Origin of the sequence: Schlesneria sphaerica, assembly GCF_044336245.1 — a bacterium.
In the GTDB taxonomy this organism is placed as follows: domain Bacteria; phylum Planctomycetota; class Planctomycetia; order Planctomycetales; family Planctomycetaceae; genus Schlesneria; species Schlesneria sphaerica.
On record NZ_CP172346.1, the window covers coordinates 1,149,355 to 1,163,278 of the forward strand.

Annotated in this window: 8 protein-coding genes and 1 tRNA gene; 7 read left to right on the top strand and 2 right to left on the bottom strand. The window is 54.3% G+C overall.

Annotated elements, in window-relative coordinates:
- Window positions 1-123 precede the first annotated feature (123 nt).
- The 4 genes from ACGY09_RS04330 (at window position 124) to ACGY09_RS04345 (ending at window position 5,013) form a co-directional block, all read left to right on the top strand.
- Window positions 124-2,343: a hypothetical protein gene (locus tag ACGY09_RS04330; protein WP_397570593.1), complete on the top strand. Its 2,220-nt coding sequence runs from the start codon at window positions 124-126 to the stop codon at window positions 2,341-2,343.
- A gap of 681 nt (window positions 2,344-3,024) precedes the next feature.
- Window positions 3,025-3,567 (top strand): transposase, encoded by a 543-nt coding sequence (locus ACGY09_RS04335; RefSeq protein WP_397570594.1) that lies wholly within the window; start codon window positions 3,025-3,027, stop codon window positions 3,565-3,567.
- 500 nt (window positions 3,568-4,067) lie between these two features.
- A complete protein-coding gene (locus tag ACGY09_RS04340) occupies window positions 4,068-4,199 on the top strand; it encodes a transposase (protein WP_397570595.1) in 132 nt (43 codons plus the stop codon).
- 259 nt (window positions 4,200-4,458) lie between these two features.
- Window positions 4,459-5,013 carry a HEAT repeat domain-containing protein gene (locus tag ACGY09_RS04345; protein WP_397570596.1) on the top strand — a complete coding sequence of 185 codons (555 nt, stop codon included), beginning with the start codon at window positions 4,459-4,461 and terminating at the stop codon, window positions 5,011-5,013.
- Between the two features lie 409 nt (window positions 5,014-5,422).
- Here the strand turns inward: ACGY09_RS04345 and ACGY09_RS04350 are convergent, their stop codons facing one another.
- A complete protein-coding gene (locus tag ACGY09_RS04350) occupies window positions 5,423-6,553 on the bottom strand; it encodes a transposase (RefSeq protein WP_397570597.1) in 1,131 nt (376 codons plus the stop codon).
- 277 nt (window positions 6,554-6,830) lie between these two features.
- Between ACGY09_RS04350 and ACGY09_RS04355 the strand changes: the two genes are divergently transcribed.
- Both ACGY09_RS04355 and ACGY09_RS04360 read left to right on the top strand, forming a co-directional pair.
- Window positions 6,831-7,535 carry a hypothetical protein gene (locus tag ACGY09_RS04355; protein ID WP_397570598.1) on the top strand — a complete coding sequence of 235 codons (705 nt, stop codon included), beginning with the start codon at window positions 6,831-6,833 and terminating at the stop codon, window positions 7,533-7,535.
- A gap of 926 nt (window positions 7,536-8,461) precedes the next feature.
- A complete protein-coding gene (locus ACGY09_RS04360; RefSeq protein WP_397569312.1) occupies window positions 8,462-9,712 on the top strand; it encodes an IS4 family transposase in 1,251 nt (416 codons plus the stop codon).
- Between the two features lie 943 nt (window positions 9,713-10,655).
- Here ACGY09_RS04360 and ACGY09_RS04365 read toward each other — a convergent pair.
- Window positions 10,656-10,739, bottom strand: a tRNA-Leu gene (locus ACGY09_RS04365).
- Window positions 10,740-11,455: 716 nt separating this feature from the next.
- On the opposite strand from ACGY09_RS04365, the gene ACGY09_RS04370 reads away from it, so the two are divergent.
- Window positions 11,456-13,870, top strand: coding sequence for a redoxin domain-containing protein (locus ACGY09_RS04370; protein ID WP_397570599.1), 2,415 nt, complete (start codon window positions 11,456-11,458; stop codon window positions 13,868-13,870).
- The last annotated feature ends 54 nt before the right edge of the window (window positions 13,871-13,924 follow it).

Sequence of the window (13,924 nt, forward strand, 5' to 3'; positions counted from 1 at the left end):
ATGGCTGTATCGCGTCAAAAATGTTTAACGCAGTCTGAATCGTCAATTGGGCGACTCCTCAGATTCAGAAGCAACGCGGGTTTCTCGACGAACTTATCATCGAACGGGATAAGGAACCTGACAGTGAGTTTCAGTGAATTTGGCAAACCGTACAAAGAGCCGGTCTTCAGTCGCCACGACGTCGAAACGGCGGATCACACTCAGCCCACGTCCATCGTGCAGCGTCGCTCCACAACTTTTTCAGCCCCGCCGAGAAGTCATGCAATTCAATTCTTTTCTCACAATTCCTACCGAGCCATCGCCCTGGCGTGCATACTTTTCATCCTCTCTGCAGCGTGCCTGTACGGACAGAACCAACCGTTTAAACTCCCTGCTGAACTGCCCGCCGATGACCGAACTTTCATCGTTCAAGAACTGCAGCGTCTTCAAACGAAACTCGCCCGCCTGCAGCAAGGTCTGGCACCTGACTCGCGAAAGAAGGCCCGTGATCGCACCGTCGATGCTGAGCTGTTTCTAAAAGGTGTCTCTCAGGCACTGCGACACGAAACGGAAACAGCTTCCGCTGAAGATGTCTCAACCATCAAGAAGTGGCTTCAACGCGCTGAAGAGCGCATGGATTTCCTGCATTCGAACCAGGAGCCATGGGCGGCAAAAAAGGGACGAGTGCTGCGAGGGTTCGTCTCCGCTATCGACGACTCGGTCCAAACCTATGGCGTCGTTGTTCCAGAGAGCGACGACGGGACGACGCCGATGCGACTGGACGTCGTGTTGCATGGCAGTTCGAAGCCGGTCGGGATGAGTGAAATTCGCCTTCAGGCACATTTTGATGCAGGAGATAGCGAGACTGCGACAGCGTCGACAAACAAATATATCGAAATTTTCCCCCTGGGTCGCGTCGAGAATGGTTACCGGTGGGCCGGAGAAAGTGACGTCTTTGAAGCAATCGAGTCTGCCTGCCAAAACTACCGAATCGACCGGAACCGGATTGTTCTGCGTGGCTTTTCGATGGGGGCCTCGGGGACGTGGCATCTCGGGCTCAAACGCCCGGGTTATTTTGCCGCCATCGCCCCGTACGCGGGCTACGTTGATACATATACCCTTTCCCGAATCGAAGGGATTTCACCGAATTGGGTGAGAGTCGATCCTTTACCTCCGTGGCAGGAGAGAACACTGCATATGCTGGACTCGGTCGACTTCGCCGCCAACATCGGAGTCGTCCCCACAGTCGCGGCAATTGGCGGCCTCGACCCCGGTTTCTTCACTCATGTCAGAATGAACGAAGCGGTCGCTCTCGAAGGGCTCCAGCTCACAAATCTGATCTCGCCATTAACGGGACATGTGCGGGATCCGGTGACGTTCCGTGAACAGATGCGGCAGATTGAAATCGCTGTCAATGCGGGACGTCGAAGTGGCCTCCCTGACCTCCGTTTTGTGACCTGGACGCTGAAGTATTCTCGCTGCCACTGGCTCGAGATTCTTGCGCTGGACGAGCACTATCGCCGTACAGAAGTTCAAGCCACCGCCAGCCCGGATGGTTCTGTCGAAGTGAGCAAACTGCTCAACGTGCGTCGTTTGGCGATTGGCCCCCCGATGCTTCAAGACGCAGCGTCTACGCTGCGGATCGACGGTCAGGATATCGCATTGCCCTTAATCACGTCCGTTGGCCAAAGTCGTAAGCTAATGCTTACCAAGACGGCTGGTCGCTGGAATTGTGATGGCAATCGCGAAGATGTCGTGCTGACCGGGAAGCGTCCTGGTGTTCAGGGGCCCATCGATGACGCCTTCACCACTCCCTTCATTTGCGTGCGAGGGACCGGAAAAAGCTGGAACCCTTCCGTCGCAGCATGGTGTGACGCCAGCTTACGAAGATTTCGTTACGAGTGGGACCGCTACATGCGAGGAGATCTTCCGATTAAGGACGATACCGACATCACGGCAGACGATCTTCGGACGAAGAATCTAATCCTGTTCGGTGATCCAGGCAGCAATTCGCTGCTTCGCCAGGCGCTCCCCTCCCTGCCGCTGACTTGGACCCCGACCCAACTTCAGATCGCCGGACAAACTTACTCGAGCACCGACCATGCACCAGTCTTGATCACTGCCAACCCACTACCCGATGCCGGTGATCGCTATCTGGTCATCAACAGTGGCCATAGCTTCCACGAACGGGAACTCGCCTCACTCAATTACCTGCTCTTCCCTCGACTAGGGGACTGGGGGGTCATGAAGATGACAGCCAATGCGGCGGACTGGAACCCGGGGTCCGGCGATTTTCCTGAAGAACGCCAACAAGCAGGCTTCTTCGACGAAAACTGGCAAAACCCCACAGTACCACAAGATTGACCAGGTAAGTTCGTATGCATGTGTAACGTCATCAGCAACTTTTCACGACTTCGTGAGACTTTTCGACCAGACTCAACGCACAGTGGAAGTCTGTGAGTCATCGCGCATGGCCACTGTCACGAAGTTTGGGAGATGAATTCTTAGTGAGGCGGACTCACGCCGAAAATCATGCTGGAGGTATCGTCCGCAACGCTCGACCCCTCAAATGGTGCGCAGGGCTTGGCACGTGTCACCGCATCGCTCGGCCGTTCGATGATGTCGTTCAGGGCAACTTCGCGCGTCGGCACAGAAGGCGTAGCAACGACTAGAGGCAGTTTCAAAACCCTATTTTTGCAATAACGACTCTGGCAGGCAATTTGCATACCGGTAAGGGAGAAAGGAGTCCCTTACATGCGAATTACCCTGTCCATGTGGCCCCAACGACGGCGGCCGAATACGACAGGGTCCAGGACGGTCCCAAAGCCTTTTCTCGATGATGCCCAGTGGAATTCCATCAAAGATCTGTTTGCGAACCCTCTTCCATCCCCACTGGGAGGCCGACCACGAGTCGAGCCTCGACCCTGTCTGGAGGGAATTCTGTGGGTCCTGAAGAGCGGAGGACGATAGCAAGATTTACCAGAGCGATACCCCTCTCCTGCAACATGCTGGCGAAGGCTCAAGGAGTGGACGGAAAGAGGAATCATGGTCAAAACGTGGGAGCGTCTGCTGAAGTCCCTTGATCGACAGAAACGGCTGAACTGGTCGCAGGCAATGGGTGAATGGCGCCTTTTCGCCTGCAATAAAGAGGGCGCCGAGGTTGGCAAGACCAAGAAGGGCAAAGGAATGAAGCTCATGCTGATGACGGACGGTAACGGCGTCCCCATCTCGGGGTTCACCATTTCTGCACAGGTCGCCGAAGGCAACACGATCGAGACAATGGTCGACATTCAAGTTGCTGGCCAGAGACCGGAAAGGCTGCTGTACGATATGGCTGTTTTGTACGACATGGCTGCCGATGCGGATGGGGTTCGTGACCCCCCCAAACTGCGAGGTATCGAGCAGATCACACCCCACCGAAAAGGCCGGAAGAAGCCGTCTCGACAAGACGGGCGAAGCCTGAGGAGATATGCGAGTCGCTGGAAAGTGGAACGCACGATCAGTTGGCCAGGCTATCAAAGAAGGCTTCTTGTCCGGCAAGAATACTACCCACATCTCTTCGAAGGCTTTTCCACCTCGCCTGCGTAATGATATGTTTGAACCGGTTTTGAAACTGCCTCTAGGCCATCCACCGACATGGTGCGCATTTCAATTGCGGCCGAACATTCTCCAAATGTACACAATACCCATGACAAGCAATGTCAAGGGTCCGCCAGCATATGCGTAGAATGCAGCGGCCAACCAGACAAACACACCTAGTAGCGCAAGGCCCGATGAATCGAGGAATTCGCCAAAAGACTTCGCCCACGGTGGTTGTTGATGCGGTTTCAACTCACTCATCATGACTTGATTCAGAAAAGCATAGATTCCTATTGAGACAACCCACAAGATGAGTACCACGCCAACCCACCGATCTGTGCGCATTATGTTCTACCTTTTATCCAAAAAGTCATCGAATCAAAATTATCTTTGGAGAATGCCCGCGTCAAAACCTCCTTGGCGCAACCATTCAAAAACCGCATTGGACTTGCCCATGAAATGTGGGCGCGAGGAAAAGCGAGTATTCTTTCCCAAGAGGAGTCCAGAGTATGTCGAGAGAACGTCGGAAGCACACGCCGGAGTTTAAGCGTGAGGCATTGAATCTGATCAGCAGTCAACAGTTGTCCGTGGCCGAGGTGTCGCGCCGCCTGGGTATCAGTCAAACGCTGCTCTACAAGTGAAAAGCACAGTTCGCTGCGCAAGGCGAGCAGGCCTTTCCCGGTCAAGGCCAGCAGACGGCCCAGGAAGCCGAACTGGCGCGACTGCGCCGCGAAGTCGAGCTCCTACGGATGGAACGTGACATTTTAAAAAAAGCGACGCAGTTCTTCGCGAACAGAATATGCTGAGTCCCTGTTGTTCTTCATATGGCCGTCAGGGAGGACGCCCTATCCACTACGACTATAGCACAAACTCGTCAACATATTCGAATCGGATTGACAAATGAGCCGTCGAACTTGTGTAATACTGTCATTAGTTGCGCTGATTGTTGGCAGTGCACTAGTTTTACTTTTGGTGTTTGTTGTTGATTCACCAATAAAACGCCAGCTCGTTCATGCACGAATTAAGAAATTGGTCCGAGCAGCCAAAGAAGATCCGTTGAATGCTTGCTACCCCAATGAGCTATTAGTCATAGCCCAAAGCAAGTATAGTTTTGCAGCGACGAATGCTGTGGTGGGTCTGGGGGAAATTGGGAACTCTGCGAGCATTGTGCTAGTCCCACTTGCAGAGCTGCTGAAATCCCCGGATGACTTCGTGTCTCGCGAGGCAGCGAGGGCGCTATCTCGTTTGGGCCCATTGAGTGCTCCAGTTCTCGGAGAGTTGAAGGATGTTGTCAAAAATGGACGTGCGGATGTTGACACGACATGGTTTGCCGCTGAAGCAATCGGAAACATTGGGCCAACTGCGAGAGAAGCTTTACCATTACTGCGAGCGAAAATTGGAAAGTCGAAAATACTCGATCGAATATTGCTGGAATCGATTCGGAAACTTGAATAGGCCTTCCCACCAGAGGGGAAACTGAAACGAAGGGGAATGGAAACAGGGGCGGGTTCAGTAGTTAACGGTCGGGCCTCGACTTTGGCGCGTCGATTGATAGGTGTAAAGACTTTGTCGGGGAGAAGGACAAGGGGGACACTGTGCGCCAGCACAGGAAACGCTCATAGGGACATTGCTTTTTCGGGGGCAAGAACCGAATACTGGATGCTATCCGTCTGAAACGGTCAGGATTACGAGCGTTGGCACGTCAACGGACGCCAGGTGCACTCCAGAAACTGGTCGCGGCCTACGTGTTGTTACGGTTGCAGTTCACGCTCGCCTGCCCCGAGTCACTTGCAGCGCGAGCACTTCGGCGACCGCTAGAAACGATCGCCTCAAATCGAGAACTCTGTGGCACAATACTTCTGCGTCAGGAGAAAACTTCGCGTGTTTCGCGGCGGACGTAGTGTCGGTGCGGGCCGATGCGGGTGCGCGTCAGCTCGATCGTCTGCGGACGACCGGCCACGTTGTAGAACAGCCTGCCGAACTTTCTGACCAGTGACAGCCACGTGTTGGTGTTCAGATCCAGCTTGCCCAGAACTTCTTTGAGTTGAGGTGATGACCGGGACCGTTTATCAAGCGGAAGCTGCTTTGCCGTCCAGCGGAGTAACCGCAGGTAATCGTCCTGTGTCATCGGCAAGAAGCCTTTGTCACTGCAGCGGGCTCCTGTACGGTTTGCAACCGGACCTATCTTGCCATCCCGCTCTTTCAGTGGCAGCGGCGCCAGAAATTGATCGACTGACGACTGGTGCTTTTTTGTCGTGTCGTCAGACTTGCTGGCCGAACTGCGGGATTGATTCTTCTCCGCTGTTGAGGCATCGCTCGGTTTGGTGGTCTCTCGTGAGGCCGACCGAGGTTGTTGAGCCTGAAGCCGGCGCTGCACAGAGGTGTAGTCGCTGGTCTCCAGCCGGTCGGCCATCGCCGCACGAATCGGATTCAAGTCGACGTAGGCGGCGCACGCGACGAGAGCAGCTTCGTCCAGTAACCGCACCGCCCGAAAACGGCTTTGCCAAAATCGGCCGATCTCCTGATCTTCGTGGTTAGCGCGCATCGCTACCGTCTGACACAACAACCGCATCCACCAGCCGATGTCTGACAACCGCAAGCGGATAAGTTCCAGCTTGCGGTCATCGTTCTGAATGAAATCCAACTCGGCCTGATTCGGCTCCAAGGGATTCCCGTGATCATCCTTCCGGATCGGACACAGGAGTAACCATCGTCGAGCAACTTCTTCATCACTCCAGGTCGCCACCACATCCGGCCGAGACCGCAATATCAGATGAAAATGGTTTGAAAGAATCGCAAAGCCCAGTAGATCGATCCCGAAGCAGGCGGCATAGCGTTTCAGTAGATCTTCAATCCACCCCTTCCGGTGGTCATAGTTCTTGCCGGTCAGGGAATCAGTTCCCAATAGAAAGCACCGCCGGACAACCCGGTTCATCACATGCACAACCGCCACCTCGTCAGGCGCAAAGACCTCTGCACGCGCTAACCGAGCCATGTAATCGCCTCCAATTCAATCGCAAAACCCGAGCAATTCACTCCAACGACTTCAAGGCTATCGAGCTTGTGTAGCAATCGTCAACAGAATATGCTGAACAGAATATGCTGTATCCCTGTTGTTCTTGCACCGCCCCCTTCGGCAGCGGGCTTTGCCATGTAACGCTTCTTCTTAGAGTCCAAGAGCGGCACGCCCTGGCTGTTGTGGTAGGATTTCATCGAACACGGAAGCGCCATCGCGTGTCTTCAGTCAACAGGCAATATAGGAATCGTTGGGAATGAACCCCTCAGAACTTAAATCCTACGAATGGTCAGTCGGCCTTGAATTCGATGGGATCGCAGAGTGCATTACGAAAATCGCACCTTCCATTGACCAAGCTGGCGATCATGCGGCTAACCAATTTGCAGAAATGTTCAGTTCGGGATCTTACGAAGACAACATACCGGCATTCGAAGCATCGCGCTTTTCAATGTGGCTGGCGAATAATCGTTTGCCTGACTTGGCTTATCGCGGTTTTTTGGTGGCGATTTGGTCAGCACTCGAACTTGAAATGATCAAATTGGCGAAGACCTTTGCGGAGAAAACAATAAAGGACCAAAAGGCTCTTGAGAACGAACTGAAGGTTTTGAGAGATGTAACCAAAGTCGAAGCTTTCTGGAAAAAAAATAAAGTCGAGATGCCTCAGACATGGAAAGTTCTCGACGAAATCCGCGAAGTGCGAAACATGATCGTCCACTACAATGGCGATATCCGACCGTCAAAGGGCGACCTCGACAAAAACGATCAGAAGCTGAACGATAGAAAAGATCGGGTTCGCAAGTTCATCTGGGATCGCATCAAGACTGGCATTGATAACTTGAGTTGCCCGATGGACGAAATTGATATTTCCCCGGCGTTTTGCAGTGAACTCTGCAACCATTGCAAGACATTTCTGCCAGAGATGGCCGAGCTGGTTTCAAATGAGATTATCGCCCAAACTTAAATTCGCCAGCAGTTGTTAGGGACACGTGAGAACAGTTGAATGGACCCAAGAAAACTATTTTCCGATCAGCGTTTCGTAGGTATTTGCGCGTTCTGCGGGTGTGCAGCGGCGACGTTCGACCACGCTCCGTCTAAAGTCCTACTGGACGAACCATATCCAGACTGCCTCCCTGGGGTCGACGCGTGTTTGTCTTGCAATAGTAGCTTTTCACTGGACGAAGAATACTTGGCTTGTTGCATTGAATGTGTAATCTCCGGCACAACAGAACCGGAGAAGCTTAATAGAGAAAAAATCAAGAAGATCTTGTCACGCAAGCCAGCTCTAGCTACGCAAATCCGCGCAAAGTGCAAAGCAAATCACGAAGGGGCACTAATTTGGGAAGTCGACATTCCACGTGCATCCAATGTCATCATGAAACTCGCACGCGCACATGTAGCCTACGAGAATTGCGATCCAATGTTCGAGGAGCCGGAAATGTTAACACTTCGGCCATTATGTCTGATGTCTGACGACGAATATGCGGACTTTGAATCACCGTCGACGAATCTGTCACGGTGGCCAGAGATTGGAAGTCGAGCATTCATGCGGGCCGTTGGCGATGGTCATGATCGTTTTACCGTGAACGGTTGGGAAGTAATCCAGGAACGACGTTACCGATATCGAGTTGACCTCGATCCTACCATTGCTGTCAGGATGGTCCTCAGTGAGTATTTGGCGTGCACCGTAGCGTGGTGACTTGTCGCGTCACTTCACTTACACCCATGGGACCAGGCTTTCCCCTGAAAAGTGCGGGTCGCCCGCATAGGGACACTGCCAATACTGTTCGGCACGCCATTTGCGCATGGCCAAGATACTGATTGCAAGATGCCAGAGGGGCATTTTTGCCCGTCATTTGGTCAGTTTATCTGCCATGTCAGCGTGCCCGGATGCCAAAAGAGCAAGCTCCCGACTCGGATGACGAACCAGCGCCGAAGATCTCGGCCAAGAATATTCATGGTCTGAAGTACTTTCGGGTGCTGAGGCCCTTCCTGAAGCGTTTACATGCGGTTGGAACCGCACGGGATACAGCGGGAAATCGACAGCTGCACATGGACCAGTATTGCACGCTGGTGCTGCTCTGGTTCTATTCTCCCATCGTCGACTCGCTGCGTGGCCTGCAGCAGGTGTCGCAGCTGAAGAAGATCCAGCAGAGACTCAAGATCCCTCGAACGTCATTGGGCTCCCTCTCCGAATCGGTGAAGCTCTTTGATCCTGAACCGCTCAAAAAGATTGCTCGCGAGTTGGCTGACCAGTTGCCCGACGCACCAGCCCCGGAGCGCTTCCGAGGGCTGGGTAAGACTCTGGTCGCTGTGGATGGTTCAGTGATTCCCACCTTGGCACGGATCGCCCGACTCGCCTGGATCACCAACTGTTCCGAGAAACCAACGTGCGGCTATCGCCTGCATACACATTTTGAAATCCTGCGTGGTCTTCCGAAGCGGATTGAAGCCACCTCAGCCAACCCGAAGGGAGATGCGGACGAACGAAAAGTTTTGGAGCGGACAATCGAACCAGACCACTGCTATGTTATCGATCGTGGTTACATGACGTTCCGACTCTGGAATAAGATCCATAACGCTGGAAGCAGTTATGTCTGTCGAGTCCGTGACAGGCTGGCGTATGAGACAATTGAAGAACGACCGCTCACGCCCGAAGCGACGGCTGCTGGAGTTCAGGCTGACCAAATCATCGAATTGCGACACAAGAAGACACGAACCAACCATACCTTGAGGCTGATCTCCGTCCGCTGCTCCGCTCACACCAGCCGCGGTCGACGCCGGGGACGCAAGTTCTCCAGTACAGCCCCCAGCAGCGATGGAACCCTGAGAATCGCCACGGATCTGCTGGACGTCCCCGCAGAACTGATCGCAGAGATGTATCAGCTTCGCTGGACGATCGAGCTCTTCTTCCGCATGTTCAAGCACCTGCTGGGCTGCCGCCACCTGCTGAGTACCCGACAGCAAGGTGTCGAGATTCAGATTTACTCCGCGCTCATCGCCTGCCTCTTGATTCTGCTTTACACCGGACGCATGCCGACCAAGCGGACGTTTGAGCTGTTGTGCTTTTACCTGATCGGCTGGGTCGACTTCGATGAGATCCAAGGACACATCGATAAGCTTAAGACCGCGTCTTCCTGACGTGAGTCTTTGATAAGAGATCCGTTCCGCGTGAACTACATTCCGCGATGAGAACGGGTGCGCGCCTATATAAACATCCTAATCGACAACCACTAAATACTAGTCTCACGTCGCGCCGAACTCCTTGCTTCGCGGGATTGACCGGGCGTGAACAGCTACAGAAAGAACGAATCCAGGATACAGACGAGCCACATCAATTCTCGTGCCGAACAGTATTGGGACACTGCTTTTTTGGGGCAAGAGCCGAATACTGGATGCTATCAGTCTGAAACGTTCAGGATTACGACCGTTGGCACGTCAACGGACGCCAGGCGCACTCCGCAAATTGATGGCAGCCTACGTGCTGTTACGGTTGCAGTTCACGCTCGCCTGCCCCGAGTCACTTGCAGCGCAAGCACTTCGGCGACCGCTAGAAACGATCGCTTCAAATCGAGAACTCTGTGGCGCATTACTTCTGCGTCAGGAGAAAACTTCGCGTGTTTCGCGGCGAACGTAGTGTCGGTGCTGGCCGATGCGGGTGCGCGTCAGCTCGATCGTCTGCGGACGACCGGCCACATTGTAGAACAGCCTGCCGAACTTTCTGACCAGACACAGCCACGTATTGGTGTTCAGATCCAGCTTGCCCAGAACTTCTTTGAGTCAACAGAATATGCTGTATCCCTGTTGTTCTGCTGCGAGCTTGGGTTGAGCCCGCTGGCCCCAAGATGACGAATCGCCCATTCACTTTGCAGCAGGCGCGATTTCTTGATTTATCAATGCAAAGCTGGGGAATCGCCGATCGAGGTCTTGCCATGGCGCTACCCTCCTGGTTTCGGTTCCAGATTGGAACCGATTGCTGGTTTCGAGCAGCACCGTCGTGCCAGCCCGACAGGTAGCAAGAATCGATTCAGAAATGAAAAAACCCCTTGCTGCAACAGGTGTTACAGCGAAGGGGTCTTCAAGATGCCCAAGACAGGAATCGAACCTGCACGGTATTGCTACCACTAGGCCCTCAACCTAGCGCGTCTGCCAGTTCCGCCACTTGGGCTGGGTTCCTCGTGTTGTGCGAGGAGCGGGGCGACAGTATAGCGAGACTTGGGTTTGTCGCAAGGTTCACACTGTTTTCTTGTGATTTTCAATGACCTGGCAAACTTCTACGATCGGGTCGTTTTTTCCGGCCCCTGAACCGGACGAATTCCCCCTCCCATCGCAGGTGAGCTGGAAAGGGTGACTCAGCGTATTCCCCCACGTCAGCCGCAGGCCGAAGATCCGCAACTGGGGGGTCCAGCAATCGCTGAAAAGTCGCTTTCACAACGGTTGCGAAGGGATCATGCGTTGGCGGTCACCTCTGCAGGGGTCAAATTCAGGACGGTTCTGGGTTCTTGTCGTTTGACCTCCTCTAGACAACCCAGATGAAAAGGTGAGTCAACTCTGAAATCGTTGCCGGGAAAAGATTTGCCTTTCCTCTCGACTACTCGATTCAGAAATCCGGGATAGTACGAATTGTCCTGCCAAAGAGCCCCTGGCAGAGCACGCAATTCGGGTCCGGGGCTGGCAATTCGAGAGCGGTGCGAGGTATTCTTGACGTGTTCGGGTTGGCCGTCTGGGGCTTTCACCGAGAGGGACTCCGAAACGTGAGACGGGTTGGGACAGCGATCTCCGCCCCTCTGTTTCGCGCCTGGTGCAATTGATTCCCGATGTGATCGGCGGCGGAGTCGCTGAAGAAATCAGCAAGAGGCTCGTGCAGTTTGAGGAGGGTCCGCTATGTCGATCAATGCGTTCGTCGTTTTTGCAGTCGTCGCTCTGTCGAATGCAGAATCGGCCGGTCCCTCGGATGCTCTGGCCCCCGCAAATGTCACCGCTCCGGGTCACTCCATGCACGGCGAAGCCTTCGACGAAGGCCCCCGGCGGGCCGCAACGCTACTCGGGACCACCGGTCGGGTGACCTTTCCCATTTCAACGGCTCAGCCGCGCGTGCAGCAGTTCTTCAATCAGGGGATTGGGCAGTTGCACGGATTCTGGTATTTCGAAGCCGAACGCTCGTTCCGGCAGGCGGCGATGCTCGATCCCGATTGTGCGATGACCTATTTCGGGATGGCTTTGTCCAACACCAACAATGCCAGCCGTGCGAAAGGGTTCATCGCCGAGGCCGTCAAACGGAAAGAGAAAGCGACCGATCGCGAACGGCGCTACATCGACGCCCTCGACGCCTGGTACAAGGCTGACGCCGGGGACGAGAAAAAGAAGAAGGACCGTGCCAGGAATTACGTCCACGCGATCGAGGAAATCATCTATCGCTACCCGGATGACCTGGAAGCCAAAGCGATGCTGGGTCAGGCACTGTGGCAGAACAAAGGGGATCTGGAGGCAGCGAGCTTTTTCGCAATTGACGCCGTTCTGAAAGAGGTGCTGGCCGAGAATCCCTATCACCCGGTCCATCACTACCGGGTTCATCTGTGGGACAATGATAAAGCAACCCTGGCGGTGAACTCGGCGGAACGGTGTGGCTTGTCAGCACCGGGGATTGCCCATATGTGGCACATGTCCGGGCACACGTTCAGTGAGCTGAATCGCTATTTCGACGCCGTCTGGCACCAGGAAGCGTCGGCTCGCACCGATCATGCCTACATGATGCGTGACATGATCTTCCCCGACCGGATTCACAACTTCGCCCACAACAATGAGTGGCTCGTCAGAAACCTGCAGTACATCGGCCGGGTGCATGATGCAATCACGCTGTCCCGCAACACCATCGAGCTGCCACAGCATCCGAAATACAACAGTTTTCCCGGCGGCAAGAGTGCTCACTTCGGACGAATGAGACTGTTTCAGATCTATTCCCAGTTCGAACTGTGGGACGCACTGATCGCTGACGCGAAGACACAGAAACTTCCCCCCACCGAAGACGAAACAGAACAGATCAAATATTTCCGTCACCTGGGGCGGGCTTATCTGCGAAAAGATGATGTCGAGAACGGCCGAATCCAATTGGCAATTCTCGAGCGACGCCTGCAGAAACTGCGACATGAAGCAGACACGGCAGCCGATGAAGCGGTCGCGAAGGCTCGCTTCGAAGGGGCCGACGCCAAAGCCATCGAAGCGAAGAAGAAAGAGGCAATGCAACCCACTGCAGAGCGACGGCGCATCCTCGAACGAGCCGTCGACGAGCTGCAGGGACTGATCATGGTCTTACAGGCGAAGTATACCGCTGGTCTGGAACGGCTGACAAAAGCACACGACGTTGACGAAGCCTATCTCGCGGACATCGAGGTCTTGGCCGGAAAAACGGAAGCCGCCTTGAAGCGACTGCGAGACTGGGTCGGAAAGAGCAAGAATCAGGTCCGACCTCTGGCGGCGTTGACTCAATTACTGTGGCGGCAGGGGATGAAAGACGAGGCCCGGCAGACATTTGAATCACTCCGTGCAATTTCCGGAGCGATCGATCTCGACTTGCCTCCCTTCGCTCGCCTACAGCCCATCGCCCACGAGTTCGGGTTTGGTACTGACTGGCGACAGAAGTTACCCGTCGCTCGGAACGCCGCCGAATTGCCCGACCTGACGACACTTGGCCCCTTTACATGGCAACCAAGTGCGGCACCGTCGTGGACTCTGCCCGACGGGGAAGGACAACTCCATTCGCTGGCCGACTTCCGAGGTAAGCCCTTCATCGCCATTTTTTACCTGGGCTATGGCTGCCTGCACTGTGCCGAACAGCTGAAGGCATTCGCTCCCAAGTACAAGGATTTTGAGGCGGCCGGGATTTCGATGATTGCCATCAGTTCAGACAATGTTGTGAACCTGAAGAAATCGCAGGAGCGTTACAAATCCGATGGGGAGATGCCGTTCAAACTTCTCTCCGATGGCTCACTGGAAACCTTCAAGAATTATCATGCCTTTGATGATTTCGAAGAAGCTCCTCTTCACGCCACGGTCTTGATCGATGCGGATGGAAAGATCCGGTGGCACGATGTCGGCCCGGATCCGTTTATGAATGTTGACTTCCTGCTGGCGGAATCGAAGCGGTTGCTTTACCCCACCTACATTCAAATGCCACATGAACCTGAAGCACCACCAGAACCAGGTCCCGCCGATGCGTTGTCACCGCGGAACGTGTTTCCATCGCCCACCCCTTCACAGAAGCCGGAACCAGAACGTCGCGAGGTCGCTGCGGGGGGCTGATGGTGTCGTCGTCTGCTCAAAGTGCTCTTCGGGATATATACCACGTTAATCGAT